16 protein-coding genes are annotated in these 22,104 nt (G+C 43.8%); 12 read left to right on the top strand and 4 right to left on the bottom strand.

Annotated elements, in window-relative coordinates; translation table 11 throughout:
• Position 1: 1 nt before the first annotated feature.
• On the bottom strand, positions 2-358 hold the full coding sequence (locus H8S65_RS02840) for a BlaI/MecI/CopY family transcriptional regulator (protein WP_186928455.1): 357 nt from the start codon (positions 356-358) through the stop codon (positions 2-4).
• Between the two features lie 159 nt (positions 359-517).
• On the opposite strand from H8S65_RS02840, the gene dusB reads away from it, so the two are divergent.
• Positions 518-1,549 carry a tRNA dihydrouridine synthase DusB gene (gene dusB, locus H8S65_RS02835; protein WP_186928454.1) on the top strand — a complete coding sequence of 344 codons (1,032 nt, stop codon included), beginning with the start codon at positions 518-520 and terminating at the stop codon, positions 1,547-1,549.
• A 319-nt stretch (positions 1,550-1,868) separates the two neighbouring features.
• On the opposite strand, the gene H8S65_RS02830 is transcribed toward dusB, so the two are convergent.
• The 3 genes from H8S65_RS02830 to H8S65_RS02820 are packed head-to-tail and all read right to left on the bottom strand — an operon-like array spanning position 1,869 to position 5,346.
• Positions 1,869-2,624 carry a succinate dehydrogenase/fumarate reductase iron-sulfur subunit gene (locus H8S65_RS02830; RefSeq protein WP_186928453.1) on the bottom strand — a complete coding sequence of 252 codons (756 nt, stop codon included), beginning with the start codon at positions 2,622-2,624 and terminating at the stop codon, positions 1,869-1,871.
• Positions 2,625-2,649: 25 nt separating this feature from the next.
• Positions 2,650-4,593: a fumarate reductase/succinate dehydrogenase flavoprotein subunit gene (locus H8S65_RS02825; RefSeq protein WP_186928452.1), complete on the bottom strand. Its 1,944-nt coding sequence runs from the start codon at positions 4,591-4,593 to the stop codon at positions 2,650-2,652.
• Between the two features lie 33 nt (positions 4,594-4,626).
• A complete protein-coding gene (locus tag H8S65_RS02820; protein ID WP_186928451.1) occupies positions 4,627-5,346 on the bottom strand; it encodes a succinate dehydrogenase/fumarate reductase cytochrome b subunit in 720 nt (239 codons plus the stop codon).
• Positions 5,347-5,651: 305 nt separating this feature from the next.
• On the opposite strand from H8S65_RS02820, the gene H8S65_RS02815 reads away from it, so the two are divergent.
• The 11 genes from H8S65_RS02815 (at position 5,652) to H8S65_RS02765 (ending at position 22,093) form a co-directional block, all read left to right on the top strand.
• Complete coding sequence (locus tag H8S65_RS02815; RefSeq protein WP_186928450.1) at positions 5,652-6,668, top strand: sensor histidine kinase; 1,017 nt, start codon at positions 5,652-5,654, stop codon at positions 6,666-6,668.
• 19 nt (positions 6,669-6,687) lie between these two features.
• A complete protein-coding gene (locus tag H8S65_RS02810) occupies positions 6,688-7,680 on the top strand; it encodes a sensor histidine kinase (protein WP_186928449.1) in 993 nt (330 codons plus the stop codon).
• Positions 7,681-7,701: 21 nt separating this feature from the next.
• On the top strand, positions 7,702-8,655 hold the full coding sequence (locus H8S65_RS02805; protein ID WP_186928448.1) for a DUF6807 domain-containing protein: 954 nt from the start codon (positions 7,702-7,704) through the stop codon (positions 8,653-8,655).
• Between the two features lie 1,431 nt (positions 8,656-10,086).
• Positions 10,087-13,320 carry a SusC/RagA family TonB-linked outer membrane protein gene (locus tag H8S65_RS02800; RefSeq protein ID WP_186928447.1) on the top strand — a complete coding sequence of 1,078 codons (3,234 nt, stop codon included), beginning with the start codon at positions 10,087-10,089 and terminating at the stop codon, positions 13,318-13,320.
• Between the two features lie 12 nt (positions 13,321-13,332).
• Positions 13,333-15,081: a RagB/SusD family nutrient uptake outer membrane protein gene (locus H8S65_RS02795; RefSeq protein ID WP_186928446.1), complete on the top strand. Its 1,749-nt coding sequence runs from the start codon at positions 13,333-13,335 to the stop codon at positions 15,079-15,081.
• Positions 15,082-15,267: 186 nt separating this feature from the next.
• A complete protein-coding gene (locus H8S65_RS02790) occupies positions 15,268-15,708 on the top strand; it encodes a hypothetical protein (RefSeq protein WP_186928445.1) in 441 nt (146 codons plus the stop codon).
• Positions 15,709-15,765: 57 nt separating this feature from the next.
• Positions 15,766-17,538 (top strand): DUF6057 family protein, encoded by a 1,773-nt coding sequence (locus H8S65_RS02785; protein WP_363182761.1) that lies wholly within the window; start codon positions 15,766-15,768, stop codon positions 17,536-17,538.
• Positions 17,535-18,995: a TolB family protein gene (locus H8S65_RS02780; RefSeq protein ID WP_186928443.1), complete on the top strand. Its 1,461-nt coding sequence runs from the start codon at positions 17,535-17,537 to the stop codon at positions 18,993-18,995. Before H8S65_RS02785 ends, H8S65_RS02780 begins: the two co-directional genes overlap by 4 nt.
• A gap of 130 nt (positions 18,996-19,125) precedes the next feature.
• On the top strand, positions 19,126-19,617 hold the full coding sequence (locus H8S65_RS02775; protein ID WP_186928442.1) for a hypothetical protein: 492 nt from the start codon (positions 19,126-19,128) through the stop codon (positions 19,615-19,617).
• A gap of 54 nt (positions 19,618-19,671) precedes the next feature.
• Positions 19,672-21,726 carry an alpha-L-fucosidase gene (locus H8S65_RS02770; RefSeq protein ID WP_186928441.1) on the top strand — a complete coding sequence of 685 codons (2,055 nt, stop codon included), beginning with the start codon at positions 19,672-19,674 and terminating at the stop codon, positions 21,724-21,726.
• A 112-nt stretch (positions 21,727-21,838) separates the two neighbouring features.
• Entirely contained in the window at positions 21,839-22,093 is a 255-nt protein-coding gene (locus H8S65_RS02765; protein WP_186928440.1) for a hypothetical protein, read from the top strand.
• The last annotated feature ends 11 nt before the right edge of the window (positions 22,094-22,104 follow it).

Genomic DNA, 22,104 nt, shown 5'->3' with positions numbered 1-22,104 from the left:
TTTATTTGTTCTTGATCTGCCGGATCAGCTCCTGCAGCTCGTCGATCGTGAGCGCCTCTTCTTCTATCAACGTCGAAACGACACGGGTGTACGAGTTGTCATAATATTTGCCGATCACCTGTTTCAGGAAATTTCGCCGGTAATCGTCTTCCGATACCAGTGCATAGTATTGGTGCGTATTGCCATACACCTTGTATCCGATATATCCTTTTTCTTCCAGTGAGCGGACAATCGTGGACAAGGTGTTATAATGCGGCTTGGGTTCTTCCTGCAAATCGAGCAATTCGCGAACGAACAGGGGGCCTTTCGCCCAAAAGTAGCCCAATATCTCTTCTTCTTTTGATGTTAATCTGACCATAATCCGTTTTTTATTAGAGGAATGCACAAATATAACTATATTATTTAGTAATACAACTATATTGTATAGTTATTTTACTATGTTTTTTAGTAGATACTCTTTTATCCCTGTTTTTAGCAGGAAATCAATACCTTTGTACCCGTTATTGATGATATAAATATGAAAATAGGTACAATAGACTTAGGCGAACGCCCCGTCTTCCTGGCTCCGATGGAAGATGTTACAGATATTTCTTTCCGGTTGATGTGTAAACGTTTTGGTGCGGATATGGTTTATACCGAATTCGTTTCGGCAGACGCCCTGATCCGCAGCGTAAATAAGACACAGCAAAAGCTGAACGTTGCAGACGAAGAGCGTCCCGTCGCCATCCAGATATATGGCCGCGATGTTCCGACAATGGTCGAAGCCGCACAGATTTGCGAAGCCGCTCACCCGGACATTCTCGATATCAATTTCGGTTGCCCGGTCAAACGGGTGGCAGGCAAAGGTGCAGGCGCCGGTATGCTGCGCAATATCCCGCTGATGCTGGAAATCACCCGCGAAGTCGTGAAAGCGGTGAACATTCCTGTCACCGTAAAAACCCGCTTGGGCTGGGATGCCGACAACCGGATTATTGTAGACCTGGCCGAACAACTGCAGGATTGCGGTATCGCCGCCCTTTCCATCCACGGACGTACCCGGGCGCAGATGTATACGGGAGAAGCAGACTGGACACTGATCGGCGAGGTAAAAAAGAACCCCCGCATGCAGATCCCTATAATCGGTAATGGCGATGTGACTTCCGCCGAAATCTGTAAACAACGTTTCGAACAACAGGGTGTGGATGCTGTAATGATCGGCCGGGGCAGCATAGGCCGCCCCTGGATTTTCAGGGAAGTGAAACATTATCTGAATACGGGCGAGCTACTGCCTGCCGAATCCTTCTCCTGGTATCTGGATATACTGAAAAAGCAGGTAGAGCAAAGTGTGGAACGTTTGGATGAACGCCGCGGAATCCTTCATATCCGCCGCCATCTGGCTGCAACCCCGTTGTTCAAGGGTATTGCCGACTTCAAACAAACACGTGTCGCCATGTTGCGCGCAGAGACAGTGGAAGAGTTGTTCGGCATCCTGAATTCCATCCCCGATAAATTTCAGATAGGAAGTGGATTTCAAAGCGACTCTAAAGTGCCGGAATCGATAGGTTATTGATATAATAACAGTGTGAATCCGCACACAGTGTCAAATTTAAAACAAAAAGTGGCAAATTTGCAATAAAATGTAACAAAAACTCTTGCGTATTCAATAAATATACTTTATATTTGCAGTGAGTTTTTTTCATAGTATTTTAGATCTAAGGTTAACAAAGTCTTTGCAGAGGGGGAATCGAGAGACTGTTTCACTGGAAAGCAACAAAAAAGCCGCATCCGTTTTTATTATAGGGAGTGCGGCTTTTTTGTGGACTTGAACGAAATTAAAAAAGCCCGTTGCCAATGGCAACGGGCTTTTCCATATACATATATATAATGTATTAGTCTTGCAACTTGGCAGAGATGAACTCGCGGTTCAAGCGGGCGATGTTGCTAACGGAGATGTTCTTCGGGCATTCCATTTCGCAAGCACGGGTGTTCGTACAGTTACCGAAGCCCAGCTCATCCATTTTGGCAACCATAGCCTTTGCACGGCGTGCAGCTTCCACCTTACCCTGGGGCAACAGTGCCAGCTGGCTTACCTTTGCTGAAACGAACAGCATAGCCGAACCGTTCTTACAAGCAGCAGCACAAGCGCCGCAACCGATACAAGCAGCCGCATCCATAGCCATTTCCGCATCATCCTTTGGAATAGCGATTGCGTTGGCATCAGGAACACCGCCGGTGTTTACAGAAACGAAACCACCTGCCTGGATAATCTTATCGTAAGCATAACGGTCAACCATCAAGTCGCGGATAACCGGGAAACCGGCAGAACGCCACGGTTCGATCGTAATAGTTTCGCCATCATTAAAACGACGCATATAAAGCTGGCAGGTTGTTGCACCTGTAGCCGGTCCGTGCGGATGTCCGTTTACATAAAGTGAACACATACCACAGATACCTTCGCGGCAGTCATGGTCGAATACAACAGGGTCTTTACCTTCATTAATCAGTTGTTCATTCAGTATGTCCAACATTTCAAGGAAAGAAGTTCCCTGATTGATGTTTTTGAGCTGGTAAGTTTCGAACTGTCCTTTTTCTTTCGGACCTTTCTGACGCCAAACTTTTAGTATGATATTTATATCTTTATCCATGATTCTAATTTTTGTAATAGATTGATTACTTCTTGTAGTTACGAGTCTGAGGTACTACGAATTCATAGTTCAGATCTTCCTTCAGCATAACAGGGTCTTTGTCTTCACCCTGATATTCCCAGCAAGATACATACATGAACTTGTCGTCGTGACGAAGTGCTTCGCCTTCTTCAGTCTGATGTTCTGTACGGAAGTGACCACCACAAGATTCCGCACGGTCTAATGCGTCGTGAGCCATCAATGCGCCGATTTCGATAAAGTCAGCCAGACGCAATGCTTTTTCCAATTCCACGTTCAGGTCTTCGCCCTGTCCCGGAATAAATACATTCGTCCAGAATTCTTTCTTCAGGTCTTTCAACATCTGGATAGCTTCCTTCAAACCTGCAGCATCGCGAGCCATACCGATGTGTTCCCACATGATGTGACCTAATTTCTTATGGATAGAGTCAACAGATTCCTTCCCCTTGATGCTCATCAATTTATTGATACGGGCTTTGATTTCCTTTTCAGCTTCTGCAAACTCAGGCAGGTCTGTGCTGAAACGCGGAACCTGAATCTGGTCTGACAGATAGTTCTGGATAGTATAAGGCAATACGAAGTAACCGTCAGCCAAACCTTGCATCAATGCAGATGCACCCAGACGGTTAGCACCGTGATCCGAGAAGTTAGCTTCACCGATAGCGAACAGCCCTGGGATAGAAGTCATCAATTCATAGTCTACCCACAGACCACCCATTGAGTAGTGAAGTGCAGGATAGATCATCATCGGAGTTTCGTATGGATCGTCGTTGGTAATTTCTTCGTACATATCGAACAAGTTACCGTATTTCTGTTTTACCACTTCTTTACCCAGACGGTTGATAGCCTCGGAGAAGTCAAGGAATACAGCCAAACCTGTGTTATTTACACCAAAACCAGCGTCGCAACGTTCTTTGGCAGCACGTGAAGCAACGTCACGCGGAACCAAGTTACCGAATGCCGGATAGCGGCGTTCCAGATAGTAATCGCGGTCTTCTTCAGGAATATCTTTACCTTTCTTAGTTCCAGCCTGCAATGCTTTTGCATCTTCCAGCTTTTTCGGAACCCAGATACGACCGTCGTTACGCAATGATTCGGACATCAAAGTCAGTTTAGACTGGTAGTCGCCATGTACAGGAACACAAGTCGGGTGAATCTGGACCATACAAGGGTTAGCAAAATAAGCACCTTTCTTGTAGCACTGCCAAGCAGCAGAACCATTGGAAGCCATTGCATTGGTAGACAAGAAGAATGTATTTACATAACCACCGGTAGCAACTACTACAGCGTGAGCAGCGAAACGTTCTATTTTGCCAGTAATCAGGTTACGGGCAATGATACCGCGTGCACGACCGTCTACTTTAACGACGTCCAGCATTTCGTGGCGAGTGTACATCTTCACTTTGTTCAATCCGATCATGCGGCTCAAAGCAGAGTAAGCGCCCAGCAACAACTGCTGTCCGGTCTGGCCGCGGGCATAGAACGTACGCGATACCTGAGCACCGCCGAATGAACGGTTGTCCAGCAGACCGCCGTATTCGCGTGCGAAAGGTACGCCCTGTGCTACGCACTGGTCGATAATATTGTTGGAGACTTCTGCCAGACGATAAACGTTAGCTTCGCGGGCGCGATAGTCACCACCTTTGATTGTATCGTAGAACAGACGGTAAACGGAGTCACCATCATTCTGATAATTCTTTGCAGCATTGATACCACCCTGTGCAGCGATAGAGTGTGCGCGACGGGGAGAGTCCTGAATACAGAAGTTCAGCACGTTGAAGCCCATTTCAGCCAGAGAAGCCGCAGCAGAAGCTCCAGCCAGACCCGTACCTACTACAATCACGTCCAAACGACGTTTGTTTGCGGGGTTCACCAATTTCTGATGATCTTTATAATTTTTCCACTTCTCAGCCAACGGGCCCTGAGGGATTTTAGAATCTATTTGAGTCATAATGATTTATTTTCAATAATGTTACACCTTAAATTAATGGCCTGCACAAACAGCAGCACAATCGCCTCCTACACCGTTCACGTAGAAAACAATAGTAATGATAGCAAACAGCACGCAGATGACAGTTGCTACAATCTTAGAGATGCAAATCCAACGGTTCATCCAGATCGTGTTATTCCATCCGATTGTCTGAATAGCGCTCCAGAAACCGTGAGTCAGGTGGAACCACAGGGCTGCATACCAGATCAGGTAAAGAACAGTAATCAAAATGTTACCCTGGAAATAGTAGTTGATGAATGCCGCGCCATCCTGTGGAGATACCGTAGCAGCACCCAAAGCAACTTCATGATGGCCCAACAATTCGGCGAACATCATCTTGTACCAGAACTGGCTGAAGTGAAGTACCATGAACAGGATAATGATAATCCCCAGTACCAGCATGTTCTGAGATGCCCATTCCACTCCTTTCGGGCGAGCGTTAATTGCATAACGGTCGTTTCCGCGAGCCTTACGGTTCTGAAGTGTCAGAATAAGAGCGTACACAAAGTGAATCACAATGCCTGCAGCCAGAACCAGAGTGGCAGCCACGGCATACCAGTTTGCTCCCAACAATGAACAAATCATGTTATAGGCTTCCCCAGAGAAAGCAGCCGCCACATTCATTGACAAGTGGAACAATAAGAACAAAACAAGAAAGAGACCTGATATACTCATTATCAGCTTCTTCCCGATAGAAGAATTAAGTAACCACATAAGATAATAATTTAAGTTATTTAATTGTATTTAGAAATTTCTTCCAATCTATGGTTATTATCGTGCAAAGGTATGCTAAATCCCCATATCACGCAAACGATTAAAGAAATATTTCGCCAATCGGAATGAGGCTTTTCAGCAGGTTTTTTATTTCCATTAAAAATGAAGGCTTATCGGATTATTTGATTGTTTTTCCAATTCTTTTGCTACATTTGTGAATTGATTAGAATAGGCAACTATTTGATCAGAATCTGCAACTCGCGTAATAGGGTAAAATTAAGGTTGATGATTACTTAAAGGAGTTAATGAGTGCTATTGCTAAATATGTAATCTCCTTGTTATTATTGTTCTACACAACAGGTATGGCTTGGGGGCAGGTAGACGGTGCGATGGAAACCATCCACACTTTACCCTGTGATACCGTATGCCCGGCTATCGGCGACACCGGCTTTGCCGAACAATCCGGACAGCTCCGACCGGCCTATGACATGGAGCGCCTGGAAGCGGAAAGCGAAAAACGAATCTTTATTATACATGTCCAGATCGTCCTGGTATTGGCTTTGTCCATAACCGTCCTCCTGTTGTTCTTTTACCTGTTCCGCTTTTACCGGATAAAGAAGGAACTGGCGGCGGCTGTAAAGAAAGCTCGCCGGGCCGATGAGAAAACATCCGGTTTTCTGCAAAACATGAGCCACGAAGTACAGGTATTCCTACAGGATATATCCGGTTTGTCGGATGCTCTGATCCGGGAATCCGAAACCGGCAAGAAACAGGAATATGCCGCCGAAATCTGTTCGCGTAACGAGCGGGCGCAACGCGTCATATTCGATATCCTGGATGTCTCTAAAATCGAGTCCGGCAGAATGCAGTTCCAGTATGAAAAAATCAGCTTAAACGGATTGGCAGAAGAGGTTTGCAGCAGCATCCGGCAAAATATACCTGACGATGTGGAAATCCTTTTGCTCCCTTGTGAAGACAGGACGTTTACGGCAGATCCGGCACGATTGAACCGGGCTTTATTCAACCTGCTTCATTATGCTGCGACTCACACATGTGGAGGTCGCATCCTTATCAAATATGAAAGCCGCGGAAATGAAGTCTACTTTACGATATCCGGCGAGAACTGGACTATGGCACAGGAAGAATATCAATCCTTGTTCGACCGTCTCGCCCAGACTTCCGGCAGGTTGGAAGACATGAAACTCGAAATGCTGATCAGCAGAGGTCTGCTTGTCAAGATGGGCGGTACTTTGACTGTCTTTCCGGATTCGTCCGGAAGAACCCATATTGAATTCATATTACCGGACCATTCATTAAATTAACAAATAAGCGAAGCCTGGAATGAAACGGTTACTGTCATACATATTAATATCCATGCTGATGTCGGTTTTTCCCGGATTCGGTTTACCGGCATACGAGAGAGATTTGCAGGGTTCTGTCCGGCAGGATGCCTATTTTGAACAAACCGGCCAGTTTGAACCCAGGGACGAAGCCGCCCTGATCAAGTTGGAGAATGAACAGCTTACGTTAAGATCCCGTGAACTGTATTTGATGATTTTGGGACTGGCATTGTTTTGTATCTTCTTGTTTGTCCTGATACGAATAAACCACCGATTGAAAAAGCAGCTTGTCAAGGCGAAAGACAAAGCCGAACGTTCCGATCATTTGAAATCCGCTTTCCTGGCCAATATGAATCATGAAATCCGTACGCCTCTCAATGCGATTGCCGGTTTTTCACAATTACTGGTAGAAGAGGAAAACCCGGAAGTCTGTAAACAATATATCCGGATCATTAAAGAAAACAACGAACTGCTTCTCAACTTGTTGAACGATGTGCTGGATATCTCCCGGATCGAATCGGATACGATTTCGTTTACTTACTCGAAGGTGTTTCTTCCCGATATCGTGAACGGATTGTATGAAACGGCAAAATTGCAAATCCAGCCTTCTGTCGCTTTGCTAAAAGACCCCGTTCCCGATATTTTTATTGATACGGATCGCCATCGCTTGGTCCAGATTTTGTCGAATTTGCTGTCTAATGCTATCAAACATACGTCGAAGGGAGAAATACGGATCGGTTATAATTGGGATGGAACGGAAAAAATTCGTTTTTTTGTGGCCGATACGGGCAAAGGCATTCCGGAAGAAATGCAGCAGAAAATATTTGCCCGTTTCGTGCAGGCTGTGGAAAACCATTCCAAAGGTGTAGGACTCGGACTTGCTTTATGCAAAGGTTTCGTAGACCATTTAGGAGGTGAAATCGGATTGGAATCGGTCGAAGGCAAAGGCTCCACTTTCTGGTTCACGCTGCCCTGCCGCATGCCGGATAACTGATTATTATTTAATTGTCATATTATGAAAACTGCTATTTTTTCTATTGGTGTTTTTTTGATTTCTCTGTTCTTAGGCTCTTGCCAGCCTTCCAAAACATCCTGTTCCGTTGTCGACACAGGGAAAGCCCTGGACTATAAGATGGGAGACAAACTGTTGTTCTCTTATAATTATGCCACGGTTTACCCGGCTCCGGGCGTTGATTCGGTTTATAAACGCAGCGGTTTCATCCACCCTTTGAAGACATTAGGAGGCGAAGTGATGACCAATTGCTCGCCTGCCGATCATTACCATCATTTCGGTTTGTGGTACGCCTGGACGAAAACCACCTTCGAAGGTAATGAGATCGACTTCTGGAATCTCCACAAAAAACAAGGGACAGTCCGCTTCCGCAACTTCGAGCGTGTTTCCGACAATGGTTTTGTTGCGACGCTGGACCATGTGGTTTACCCCGATTCCCCCGCAGAAAAGGTAGCGATGAACGAACGTCTGGAAATCAAGATAGGGACGACATCCTTACCTGGCTATTATATCGACTATCATACCACCGTCCGCCTTGCCGGTTCCAGCCCGATCACAATGGAGGCTTACCGCTATGGCGGCATATGTATTCGTACGCGCGAGGACTGGAACGAGCAGACAGCCGAAATGCTCACCTCGGAAGGTCTATCCCGCGACGAGGCGGATGGTTCGAGAGCCCGTTGGTGCTATTACCAAGGGAAAGCGGGAAACGAAAAAGCCTGCATCCTGATCGTCGCCGCCCCTTCCAACCTGAACTATCCCGAACCTTTGCGCGTATGGGATAAAACAGTCAATAAGCCAGCCGGTGATGTCATGTGGAATTTCTCACCGACCAAGCAGCAGGCATTCACCTTAGAACCCGGAAAAGAGTTGAGCCTGTTTTACCGGATTTATGTATTGGATAAGAAAATCAATTCCACTACGGCAGAAGTATTGTCCGATTTCGAATGCGATTGAATTCCCCGCCCCAGGCTACTTGTTTTTGTCACTTTATCTTCAAAATCATTGTTTAAGAGGGGGGCATTCTTTCTTGTCTTATTGTCTATTTTTCCAAAATACCCGTTGGTCCAAATCGAAATACTACCCCATAAAAATGAGATTTCTATCCCATATTTTTCGATTTACTATCGCGGGTAATATTTATTAATAATCTTATACATACTATAACACTGATTGCCAGCAATATACAAAAAGCCCCTTTTAAGGGAGGTTATTGTATTTTTTTTGTTTAGAAGATAAGAAATAATGAGGGCGTTGGGGCGGGGGGGACTACTCCGCCCAATTGTAACCAACATCACCAGATTAAATGACAATAACCCCAGATTGGCCCGGATTCTATTTCGGGTAAAATTCCGGATCGTTTTTATTTGACTTTTTGCCGGCTTTTTACCGGAATTGGTAACGATTGAAAAAACGTCGTAGGCAGAAAATGAAAAAACGATGTCTCTTTGTAATCAGATAGGAGAAAGAACGGATATTGTGAAAAACCTGAACTCCCGGAGAATCGCCTGTAATAAAAAAGTTGAGACCATCTTCCGTATATCTCAAACCGATTCCGGGGCTTTCCCGCCATGACGACCGTCTTCGTTCCCTTTACGACCGTCTTCGTCGCCATCAAGACGGTCGTCATGCTATATACACTGCGCACCTCAGGGCAATTACGACCGTTTTCGTGGCAAAAAACTGCGCACCTCAGGCGACAAAGCCCTTTTTGCCCGCAAAAAAGCCGGATTTCAGCCCTATTATTAAAGATTGTATTTTGTTGTCAAGAAACCGGTATTATACAATAAGCCCTCTGCTTTACCAAAGATAAATTAACACAAGCATTAGGTTTCATCACTTATCGTTCTTACACCTTTTTTTGATGGGTACAGAATCATGTTTTGCACAGATGAAAATATACATAACTACAAAATATTCAGACAAATATGTAATATTACAAAAATAAGATTATTTTTTGACTGCAAGTATCGCGAAAGAGGCATGAGTTCTATCAGAACTATGGTTTTTGGATCTTTCATATCCGGGCCAAAGATATGAATTTTTTATTTCGTTGTATGTTTTTTATTTAAAAAATTTCACACTGGACTCGATTTTAACAATTTGGCATTACAGATTACTTACAAACATTGAGCGATATCAAGCATTAGAGCCCATTTTCCTATGAAAATCGACTTGTAGCTTATTCACAAGCTGCATTAATTGCTAAAATTTCACATATATCATATATAATTCTTTACAAATACATTAGTTCTGATAGAACTAATTACAAAAACACAGAAAAACGCTATAAAAGTATGCCAAATCTAATGAGCCTGATCTAACAAGACACTCAACGGATGAAAGCCATTTTCGTAGGACGTATTATTTCTTTTAAATATATACTCTATGTTGAAAAAAACTAAACTAATCAGTCTGATTTTGCTTTCGGGAGCCTTAGCTGTCCCCGCAGGTGCTTTTGCAGAAACTGCACCGTTTAAGCAAGAAACGAACATTTCCCAACAAAACGGGAAAGTGTCCGGTGTTGTAGAAGATGCCTTAGGCCCTGTTGCCGGTGCATCAGTTGTAGTGAAAGGCACGACTAATGGTAGCGTTACCGATATGGACGGTAACTTTACATTGGAAGGTGTAAACAAAGGAGCCATTATCCAGATTTCGTTTATCGGATATGTTACTCAGGAGATCAAGTACACCGGACAGCCCATCTTGAAAATCGATTTAAAAGAAGATTCACAAGCTCTTGAAGAAGTAGTGGTTGTGGGTTATGGTACGCAAAAGAAAGCCAACCTGACTGGTGCTGTAGCGCAAGTGGCTGGTGATGTGTTGGAAAACCGTCCTATCGCCAATATCGGACAAGGTTTGCAAGGTGTCGTACCTAACCTGAATATTACGGTTCCTTCCGGAGCTCCAGGTAAAGGTTCTGAATTTAATGTTCGTGGTACGACTTCCATTAACGGTGGTAGTCCGTTGGTTTTGGTCGATAACGTACAGATGGATGCAAACTTGGTTAATCCGGATGATATCGCTTCTATCTCCGTATTGAAGGATGCTGCTTCTTCTGCTATTTATGGTGCACGTGCTGCTTATGGTGTAATTTTGATTACAACAAAAAATGGTAAAAAAGAACGTGCTCCACAGGTTTCTTTAAGTGCGAACGGCTACTGGCAGAGTCCGGCAAAACGTGTCCATAATGTTAATTCCATGGACTTTTTATCGATGAAGGATCTGGCTTATCAGAATAGTGGCGGTAGTGGGCATTATTATCATGAAGCCATTTATGACTACGCAAAGAGATACTTTAATGGGACATACGATTCACCAGTTTGGTATGATCCTAATTTGATTATCGACCCAAGTAAACCGTACGATTATAATTATTGTGGTAATACGGATTGGTTCGACGAATTGTATAAAAAAGCCAGCTTCTCCCAAATGTATAATGTGAATGTAAGCGGTGGTAGTGAAAAGACTACTTATTATGCATCTGTGGGTTATAATGATGTGGGCGGTTTGTTGAAAGAAGCAAACGACGATTATAGAAAGTTCAATGTTAATTTGAATGTTTCTACAGACATAACCAAGTGGTTGAACGTATCAGCAAAGGTCATGCACACCTATACAAAAGAATCTCATCCTTCTGGTGGTACGACTGCCATGAATAATACTGCATGGTCGGGTATTTCTGCTTATAGCGGTATGATGAAGAACGATTTGAGCCCATTGATGCCGGTTCGTCACCCGGACGGCCACTTTGCAGGACAGGGTGGTTATACCAACCCGATCGCATTGCAGGCGCAAGGCGGTAATAACAGAGACAAACAGAATGACTTGTGGATGACCGGAGCGATCAAGATTACTCCGTTGGAAGGTTTGGTTGTAAACGCCGACTATACATTTAATATGTATAACAAAGGTTCCAACCAGCACGTTCAACGCTTTCTTGAATACAAAGCGGTAGCAGGTACTGAAGGCTATTATCCCTGGACAAACCCAAGTAGTGTTGTAATGGCTAATAATGAAGATTATTATACATCTTTCAATGCTTTTGCCGAATATACTAAGTCTTTCAATGACAATACTCACAATTTCAAAGTGATGGCAGGTTACAACCAAGAATACAAACATACAAAATATTTCTGGAGTGGCCGTACGAACCTGATCGATGATTCTAAACCCGCATTAAACCAGGCAATCGGTGAAATGAATATGGGATACAATGAAAGTCATTGGGCTATCAACGGTTTCTTCTTCCGTTTGAACTATAACTATAAACAGCGTTATCTGTTCGAAGTGAACGGACGTTACGATGGCTCTTCTAAATTCCCTGACGGAGATCGTTATGCATTCTTCCCTTCTGTTTCTGCCGCTTGGCGTATTTCAGAAGAAGCATTCTGGGAACCGGTAAAAGGCTGGTGGGATGATATGAAAATCCGTGCATCTTACGGTTCGTTGGGTAACCAGCAGACTACTGATGATATGGGGAACTTCCCTTATTTGCCTCAATATGGAGTAACAAGTAGTATGGGTATGATTTTAGGAGGTTCTCGTCCTGTCGCTATTTCTCCTTCAGGTTTGGTTAGTTCTTCATTTACTTGGGAAACTGTTAACCAGGTCGATGTTGGTTTCGATGCAACTTTCTTGAACAATCGTTTAACAGCCGGTTTTGACTGGTATCGTCGTGATACGAAAGATATGTTGACTGCAGGACAGGCTTTGCCGTCTGTGTTAGGTGCAAGCGTGCCAGTAGAAAATGCAGCTGATTTGAAAACTGTTGGTTGGGAACTTTCTTTAGGTTGGAACGACCGCTTGGAAAATGGTTTCAATTACTGGGTAAAGGGTGTTTTGTCTGACTATCAGTCAACAATTACCAAATTTGCAAACCCGACAGGCTCTTTGTTTACAAAAAATAAAAATAATGAAACTGTAAATCAATATTATGAAGGATATAAAATGAATACGATTTACGGTTATAGCTCAAATGGCTTGTTCCAAACTGATGTGGAAGCTGCAGAAATTGATCAGACACAGCTTTATGGTGGTACTTGGGGCGCAGGTGATGTACGCTATGTAGACTTGGATGGTGATGGTAAGATCACTCGTGGAAAGAACACATTGGACGATATGGGTGACCAGAAAATTATTGGTAACTCGACTCCGCGTTACAGCTATGGTTTTACAGCCGGTTTCGAATATAAAGGTTTCGACTTTGAAATGTTCTGGCAAGGAATTGGCAAACGCGACTATATGTGCGGTGGAAACTCTTTCTGGGGCTTTACATCTGAATGGGATACACCTTTGACAAATGCATTGGATTACTGGAACGAAAATAATCGGGATGCATATTATCCGCGTCCAGGTTGGGCTAACGGTGGTAACCGTGTAAATTCAGATCGTTATTTGCAAAATGCAGCTTACCTGCGCTTAAAGAATTTGACAATTGGTTATACGATTCCTAAGAATGTATTGGGCAAAATTGGCATTAGTCGCTTGAGAGTTTATCTCTTAGGTGAAAACTTGCTGACATTCACTCCGCTTATGGATACTTTTGATCCGGAAACTTTAAATAACATGACTTATCCGATTTCAAAGAAATACTCAGTCGGACTTAATCTAACATTCTAAATAATAAGTTATATGAAACTAAAATATATATTATGCATTACGGCCTTCACCGGAGCACTATACTCTTGTGACGTAACCGACAAATCGCCGATCGATTCTGTGACGGATGTAACTTTCTGGCATACAACTAATGACTTAAAGATATATGCCAATAAGTTATACGAAAAATTGCCTGCTCCGGGAGTAGATAAAGATAATGAAACTGATAACTGCTTGACATCTACCTACAGCCAGTTCTTGTTTAACGAACAAACTGCACCGGCAACGACTAAAGATACAAAATGGACATGGGAAAATATCCGTGCATGCAATTTCTTTATGCAGCGTTACCAGACAGTGGAAGGTTCGGAAGCCGAAATCAACTTGTATGTTGCAGAAGTACGTTTCTTCCGTGCGCTGGATTATTTTGACAAAGTAAAGGCGTATGGCGATGTTCCCTGGTATGAAAAAGATTTGCAGACTTCTGATACCGAAGAACTCTATAAAGCACGTGATTCACGCGATTTTGTATTGGGAAAGATCATCGAAGACTTGGAATTCGGTGTCCAATGGTTACCGGAGAAAGGGAAAGAAGAAAGTGCCCGTTTGTCAAAAGATGCAGCTCGTACGCTTTTGGCCCGCGTTTGCCTCTATTTCGGTACTTACAAAAAGTATCATAATGAATCAGGCTCTCCCACAGCAGAAGAATTGTTACAGAAAGCAATTTCTGTAACAAATGATGTGATGGCTACAGGTAATTATGCAATTGTAAAGGGTACGGATGCAGGTTGTGGACAGAAAGCGTTTGACGGATATCCTCTTTATTACTCCAATCAGTTCGTACAAGAAGATCTGTTGAGTAATAAGGAATGTATTTTGGCACGCGTCTACAGTGAAGCAAGTAATGTGATGCATGAAACAGGTCGCCAAGCAGGAAGTAATGGAACTGGATTGACAAAAGACTTTGTTGAATCATTCCTGTGTAAAGATGGAAATCCTATTTCAGTGAGTGACAAGTATAAAGGTGATGCTACACTGACAGATGAATTTGTAGATCGCGATCCGCGTATGTATCAGATTATTGATAATACGAATAAGCCTTTTACAGTTACTAATGGTGAACAAACTGTAAATGATTATCCTAACTGTGATGGCACAGGTGCTGTTACGGGTTATCCTTGTGTCAAATTCCGCTCACCGGAACCTGCACAGTGGGAAGCCAGACACACGACTTATGATTGGTTTGTGTTCCGCTATGCTGAAGTGCTGTTGATCAATGCTGAAGCTCATGCAGAATTAGGTACTTGCACGCAAGATGTTTTGGATAAAACCATTAATTTGTTACGCGACCGGGTAGAAATGCCTCATTTGACAACAAATCCGGTTGCAGACCCTGCTGCAATAGATTATGGATATACAGTAACTCCTTTGATTTATGAAATTCGTCGCGAACGTCGTATTGAGTTAATCACTGAAGGTTTCCGCTTGGATGACTTGAAGCGTTGGAACGGAATGAAAGTTTTGGAAAATCCGAAGACTATGCTGGGTATCCGTGTAACAGATGCAGTCCGCAAACTATATGAAGGCAAAGTAAACTTCGGTGGCGAAGGTGGCCGTTCTCTTTACGAATATAAAGGCAACTCTTATTTGGTACAATATCCAGATATGATGAGTTCTGGCGGTCGTAAATGGACAGCAAACGATAGACGTTGGTTTAGTGCCATTCCGACAGATGAAATCACTTTGAATCCGAATTTGGAACAGAATCCGGGTTGGGAATAATTATTCTTAATTATAAGCTCAAGGGAGAGGTATTTTTACCTCTCCCTACTGTATGTGTAAAATGGGAGTAAGTCTTGAATAGAGGGATGCCAATATTATTCTACTATACATAGAAAAATCATTTGGTAAGGATTACGATAACATCAAATTATTTATTTCTATTTAAATCCTAATAAATATAACATCATGAAATCACTTATAATACTCTTTATTTCTCTTTTTGTATTCTCTGTACAAAATGTAAGTAGCCAATTGCAATCTGTGATTGAGCCGGTAATTACATCTGTAAATCCAATAAGTAAGAACCTATCTATTTTGGAGAATGGTTTTCCACCGATGGAAATTAAAATTTACACTGGAACTTCAAATGATGGTCCTTTTTATTGTAATAACAATTATATGTTTATTGTTCAACCTGTATCCGGTATAGCCGGATTTGAAGGACATAAATTTGATTTTAAATGGTTCATAAATTATGAACCTGTAGCCATGCTTGAAGGTGCAGGAATCCAGTTAGCAACGCTTTTGTTTAATGAAAAAAATTCAGGACAATATAAATTGACTGTTCAATTATGGGATGGAGGAGGTCATACAACCGTAGTTGAAAGAATGATAGATGTTCAATAAAATCCAAAAGAGGTTGTATCTGAAAATAATAAATAGAGATATGACCTCTTTTAAATCATGTCTTCGTTAATGAAACGTAAATACATCATATCTTCTCTTATACTGTTTGTTATCCAACTAACAGCTTTTCACCTTGTTTTCCGTTATCTATTCCCCTTTAAGGAGCAGTTACAAATGTTCCAGTTTACGGGCCAATATGCAGCTATGACGTTGGGACAGGCCGGTGGTGTGGCTCTTTATATTTCAGAGTTTCTTTCCCAGTTTTATGTCGTAATGGGTACAGGGCCTGTTATCGCAGCATTTATTCTGACAGGGATTGCTTTTTTCTCTTCCCTCCTTTTAAAGAAAATATCATTACGAGACGATCTTCCTTTCGTAAGCCTGCTTCCCTGGTTATCCTTATTTATTATGCAATTGGATTATGACTATCAGGAGCAAGGAACGATTGCCTATTTGTTTTTATTGTTTTTTTTATGGCTGTACACGAATCTGAAACCTGGGATTCGGCTGATATACGGGATTTGTATGATCCCTGTTTTATATTGGATTGCCGGGCCGATTGTACATTTATTCGCTCTTTCCGCTTTGTTATTTGAATTCCTGACCAATGGAAGTAAGAAATACGCAAGTTTGGTTTATCTGCTTATAACCATTTTGTCTGCTGTTATCGGGACTTATTTAGGATTCAGCAGGAATTTGAAATTAGCTTTTTTGCCAGATGCTTATTATGATCCGATGTTACATACTCCCCGAATCTATTATTCATGGTATGCTTTACCGGTTATGATGGTATTGGGCGCTTATTTGAAAAAATGGAAAGAGCCGGCATCTTCAAAGAAAAAATGTATTTGGATCGGGATTCAGTGGGTGGCGATGGGATTCGTCGCTTATCTGGGAATTATACATTGGGGACGATTAGATACGATCGATCATCTCGAACAGGACTATTATATTCGCAATGAAAAGTGGGATAAGGTGATAACGTCGTTTAATCAAACCACTCTGTCTAAACGGCGTATGTGCGGTTTAAACTTGGCGCTTGCGCATAATGGAATACTTTCGGAAAGATTATTGGATTATCCCCAACGCGGTATCGAAACATTGATGCTACGTTGGGATCAGTCGGTATTCACAGCGGAACTGCATAGTGACCTCTACTATTGCATGGGAATTATCAGTACGGCTCAGAAGTTTGCTTTTGAAGCGTTCGTAAGTTCTCACCCCTCTGGTAATCCCCGGATGCTGAAAAGGCTGGTGGAAACCAACCTTATTACGGGAGCTTATCCGACTGCCGAAAAATATATCCAGCTATTGGAAAATACCTGGTATTATAAGGATTGGGCGGCTGCACATCGCTATTTCCTTTATAATGACCAAGCTGTCGAAAGAGATAAGGAATTAGGAGCGAGACGCCGTTGTTGGAAAGCGGAAACGCTTATTCCCGAATTATATACGGACCCGGTCAGTACTTTGATTCATCTGGTTCCTGCTTGTCCGGAAAACAGTGCCGGCTTACAATATTTGACTTCGTTTTTACTGCTGAACAAAGATATAGAGACTTATAAAACCTTGCAGGAAAACCTGTACCGCTCTCCTGCCTGGCGCGATATGACCGAATGCCAGCAGGAGGCAATCGTGATTTGCAGTCCTAATGATCCGCATTTCTGGCTGGAGCACGGGGTGAGCATCAAAGTGAGGAACAAGGCGCTTGCTTTTATGCAGAAGGTACAGGCGGTTTCCCGTTCGGGTCAGAATCCTGCGGTGGCTTTGGCTTCCGAATATGGCAAGACGTATTGGTATTATTATATGTTTAATACGATGGACAAATGAAACAATTGTTTTTCTACATATTCCTGTTGTTGGTAGGATGCTCTTCCAACCAGCCGCCTGCCGTCTCCGTGCAGATAGAGAAACTGCCGGCCATCTATCCGGATTATACCGGTGTGACTGTGCCGCAATCGATCGCTCCTTTGAATTTTGCCATACGGACGGATGGGAAAGCGTGTGCGGTATTTACGACCGAAGGATATACATTTGCCGTTTACGCCTCCGGCGGAGCCTTTTCCATTCCCGGTGCAGACTGGAAAAAGTTATTAGCTGCGGCAAAAGGCAAACAGGTGGAGGTATCTGTCCTGACAGAAGAAAAGGGGAAATGGAATGCCTTTCTCCCGTTTCATATCCGGGTTTCCGAAGATCCGGTCGATCCGTATATCGCTTACCGCCTGATCGATCCCGGTTACCAGCTATGGAATGAAATGGGAATCTATCAACGCGAATTATCCTCTTTCGATCAGGAACCGATTCTGGAAAACCGCCTGACGGATAATAATTGCATGAACTGTCATTCGTTTTGCATGCAGGATCCGGATAAAATGCTGTTCCATATCCGTGCAAAGTATGGCTGCACCGTATTGGTGGATGGCGACCGGGTGGAAACGCTCGATACGAAAACCGACCAGACGATCTCGGCCCTGGTCTATCCTTCCTGGCATCCTTCCGGAAAGTTTGTTGCTTTTTCCGTCAACAATACGACGCAAGACACGCATCCAGTGCACCGTACGGAAGTATATGACAAGGCATCGGATGTAGTCGTCTACGACGTGGAGAAACAGGAAATTGTCACAACGCAAACTTTGTTCTCGAAAAGCCGTTTTGAAACGTTCCCAACCTTTTCGCCGGATGGGAAGGAGCTTTATTTCTGTTCCGCCCCGGCATTGAAAGTTCCAGGCCAATTGCGCGACCTCCGCTATAGTCTTTGCCGCGTCTCCTTCGACCCGGAAAGCCGGACGTTCGGTTCGGTTGTCGACACGATCTTTCAGGCGGAAACAGAAGGGCGAAGCATCCTGTTCCCCCGTGTCTCCCCGGACGGGAAATATCTGCTCTGTACAACGACTTCCTACGGAACGTTCCCTATCTGGCATAAAGACGCGGATCTGTGTATGTTCGACTTGGACACAGGTGAACAGGTCCCGACGGAAGAAGCAAACAGTCCCGATACCGACAGCTATCATTCCTGGTCGTCCAACAGCAAGTGGGTAGTATTCAGCAGCCGTCGCTTGGATGGCTTATACACACGTCCTTTCATCGCACACGTCGGTGAAGGCGGCGTCCTCTCCAAACCGTTTGTCTTACCCCAAAAATCGACGGACTATTATACGTTTCTCACCAAATCGTATAACATCCCGGAATTTGTCAAGGGCAAAGTGAAAACGGATACCTATAAGTTGGCTTCACAAATAAAAGAGGGAAATCTTCGGAAAGTGAAGTTTGTGAATAATATGAAATAAATATAATACAATTATGAAAATGAGGTTTATTTATTTATGTAGTTCATTAATATCCTGTCTTTTCATAGTTAGCTGTGGGGACGAAGAATGCCACCCCGGCTTCAAGCCCTTTTTCAATGGGAAAGGACAAGTGATTGAATCGTTAGAGAGGGTGGATTGCTTTTTCGAAAAGAGCTATTATAGTGAAGGTGATGATTTAGAGTATTTGTTTTTCTGCTATGCGGATGATGCGGAAGAATGGTTTAGTATACCTGAAATGGGAACAGATCAGAATGCGATTACGGAAACGATTAGAGCCTGCTATCTTCAGTATTTCGATAAGAATGGCGATGGTGTACTTACGGATGACGAGCAACAACTGGCTAACGAAACATTATGCCACTATGCCGATCATGCTTTTGGTATTAAAAAGTCCGATTTCCGGAAGATGGGGGGAGACGAATTGAAGCAAGGGCAGAAAGTGTCGATGAGTATTGATATAACGGATATAAAAGGAAATCTTGAATATAATTATTGTACCGAATATGTTCCATTTGTTAACCATATTTTATGGTCCCCTCATTTTGGTTATAATATTTGCGGACATATTCGTAAAGGCTACTTGAAGGCTATCCATGAATAGGAACGATAAAAGGAAACATAATTTGACAACTAACATATAGTAATAAACAGTAATATGAACACAAAGAATCTTTTAATCGCCGGTATGTTTGCCGGGCTGTTCCTTTCCTGCAAGGAAGCGGAGCCGCCTGCACCTGTTTTGCCGGTTCCGACGCCGGAACAGATCGAGTGGCAGAAAATGGAAAATTATGCATTTGTGCATTTCGGGTTGAATACGTTTAATGATTTGGAATGGGGGTACGGAAATACGCCTGCCGAAACATTCAATCCGACAGACCTGGATTGCGAACAATGGGTGCGGATCATCAAGGCAGCCGGCCTGAAAGGGGTGATCCTGACAGCTAAGCATCATGACGGCTTTTGCCTTTGGCCGACAAAAACCGTCGATTATAATATCTCCAACTCCCCTTATAAAAACGGAAAGGGTGATATGGTTCGGGAACTGTCTGATGCCTGCAAAAAGTACGGCTTGAAGTTCGGACTTTATCTCTCTCCCTGGGACCGCCACAATGCCGAATACGGACGGGAAGGATACCAGAAAACCTATCACGAGCAGATCGACGAACTGACTTCCAATTACGGCCCGCTGTTCGAATTCTGGTTTGACGGGGCGAACGGTGGAAACGGCTGGTACGGCGGAACGAACGAAACGCGTTCGATCGATCCGAAAACCTATTATGGCTATGAGGAGGCACGCGAAATGATCAAGTCGAAACATCCGGGAGCGATGATCTTCGGCGGTACGGTTCCCGATATCCGCTGGATCGGCAACGAGTCCGGTTGGGCTGGCGAAACGAACTGGTCGCCTTATTCTCTGGATAAGGAAACCCATTATACTCAGAACCAATGGGGAATGAAAGACGGGAATCAGTGGTTGCCCGGAGAATGTGACGTCTCCATTCGTCCGGGGTGGTTCTATCACCATCGTGAAGATCATCAGGTGCGCACCGTTCCGAATCTGGTCGACCTGTATTACCGCAGCGTGGGACATAATGCCAACTTCCTGCTGAACTTCCCTGTGGCATTGAGCGGACAGATTCATCCGGTCGATTCGGCACGTGCCGTCGACTGGTATCATACGATCCAGGCAGAGTTGAAAGATAACCTGTTGGCCGGCGTCAAGCCAAAAGCGAGCGAAACCCGTGGCGGCGCTTATAAGGCGTCGAATGTGACGGATGAGAGTTGGGACTCTTACTGGGCTACTTCCGATGGTGTAACGTCAGGCTCGCTCACTTTTCCGCTGCCGGCGGGTACTTCGCTCAACCGGGTGATGATCCAGGAGTATATCCCGCTCGGACAACGTGTATGCGCCTTTGCCATAGAAGTGGAAAAAGAGGGTAAATGGTTGCCGGTGGAAACTGCCGATACGCTTTCGACAGTGGGCTACAAACGTCTCGTCCGTTTCAAGACGACTTCGGCTGATGCTTTGCGCATCCATTTCACGGAGGCAAAAGGGCCGTTGTGCATCAATAACGTGGCAGCTTTCCTGGCTCCCCCGCTGTTGGAACAGCCGCGTATCATGCGGAATACGAAGAATGAAGTACGCATAGACGTGGAAAGCGAAGGAGCTGATATTTATTATACGACAGACGGAACGGAGCCGACGGCGCAGTCTGCAAAATATGAAGCCCCATTCACACTCGACAAGAAAGGAACTGTCAAGGCGATTACTTACGACGCCCAGTCCGGTAAAACCGGCCCTGTTGCTATTCGCCATTTTGATTTGCCGGCTGCCGACTATAAGGTGGTTAGTCCCGTTGACGAACGGACGAATCTCATGTTTGACGGGAATGGCTATTCTACCTATTATCTGCCCGAAGGCAAGAATGAAATAGCGGTGGAACTGGCTGCACCTCACACGATCAGCGGTTTTATCTATACTCCTAACCAAGGGCGCGACTCACAGGGGCATATCTCGAACTACCAATTGCTGGTGGACGGCAAAGTCGTAGCTTCCGGTGAGTTCTCGAACATCAAACATAACCCGATCGAACAAGAAATACGCTTTGCGCCTGTCAAAGGCCAAAAATTAGTTTTTAAGGCAACACGCATAGTAGATAACGTGAAACGTGTTGGAATTGCTGAATTCTCCGTTATCACGGAAGATTAAGATTTTCAACGTAATTTGTGTCGGACAGCAGGCGCCTGTGAAGGCCCTTGCTGTCTTTTAAAAGAAAATATATTTATTCACTTTATAAAGGATTGAAAAAAAAAAGAATGTATTGAAAATCGGAGTAATTGTTGCAGTTGCTTCGGCAGCAGTATGGAATGTAGGAATAAATGAAACGAAAGTTTTGTTTACAGGCTTCTTTGGTTTGGAAGCTATGGCAAAGTTGGAATCTATTTGTAAGAGTAATGGCTCACATGATACAGGCCATTGTACTCAATGTGTTAATCCTTCAGATGGGTCTGTCTGTGCAAGAGCTGATTGGTTTGATAGTAAAAATTGTTATGGCACAGGGCAGGATAATTTTTAGTTGAAAAGAGG

The sequence above is a fragment of the Parabacteroides hominis genome (genome assembly GCF_014287585.1).
Lineage (GTDB): Bacteria > Bacteroidota > Bacteroidia > Bacteroidales > Tannerellaceae > Parabacteroides > Parabacteroides hominis.
The sequence above is the reverse complement of the archived record's forward strand: the minus strand, read 5'-3'. Positions and strand labels throughout refer to the sequence as shown.

Coding starts and splice junctions, on each gene's coding strand:
- H8S65_RS02770 (WP_186928441.1), top strand. CDS start 19,672: ATGAACACAAAGAATCTTTTAATCGCCGGTATGTTTGCCGGGCTGTTC.
- H8S65_RS02805 (WP_186928448.1), top strand. CDS start 7,702: ATGAAAACTGCTATTTTTTCTATTGGTGTTTTTTTGATTTCTCTGTTC.
- H8S65_RS02780 (WP_186928443.1), top strand. CDS start 17,535: ATGAAACAATTGTTTTTCTACATATTCCTGTTGTTGGTAGGATGCTCT.
- H8S65_RS02790 (WP_186928445.1), top strand. CDS start 15,268: ATGAAATCACTTATAATACTCTTTATTTCTCTTTTTGTATTCTCTGTA.
- H8S65_RS02785 (WP_363182761.1), top strand. CDS start 15,766: ATGTCTTCGTTAATGAAACGTAAATACATCATATCTTCTCTTATACTG.
- H8S65_RS02840 (WP_186928455.1), bottom strand. CDS start 358: ATGGTCAGATTAACATCAAAAGAAGAAGAGATATTGGGCTACTTTTGG.
- H8S65_RS02825 (WP_186928452.1), bottom strand. CDS start 4,593: ATGACTCAAATAGATTCTAAAATCCCTCAGGGCCCGTTGGCTGAGAAG.
- H8S65_RS02815 (WP_186928450.1), top strand. CDS start 5,652: ATGAGTGCTATTGCTAAATATGTAATCTCCTTGTTATTATTGTTCTAC.
- dusB (WP_186928454.1), top strand. CDS start 518: ATGAAAATAGGTACAATAGACTTAGGCGAACGCCCCGTCTTCCTGGCT.
- H8S65_RS02830 (WP_186928453.1), bottom strand. CDS start 2,624: ATGGATAAAGATATAAATATCATACTAAAAGTTTGGCGTCAGAAAGGT.
- H8S65_RS02800 (WP_186928447.1), top strand. CDS start 10,087: ATGTTGAAAAAAACTAAACTAATCAGTCTGATTTTGCTTTCGGGAGCC.
- H8S65_RS02795 (WP_186928446.1), top strand. CDS start 13,333: ATGAAACTAAAATATATATTATGCATTACGGCCTTCACCGGAGCACTA.
- H8S65_RS02810 (WP_186928449.1), top strand. CDS start 6,688: ATGAAACGGTTACTGTCATACATATTAATATCCATGCTGATGTCGGTT.
- H8S65_RS02820 (WP_186928451.1), bottom strand. CDS start 5,346: ATGTGGTTACTTAATTCTTCTATCGGGAAGAAGCTGATAATGAGTATA.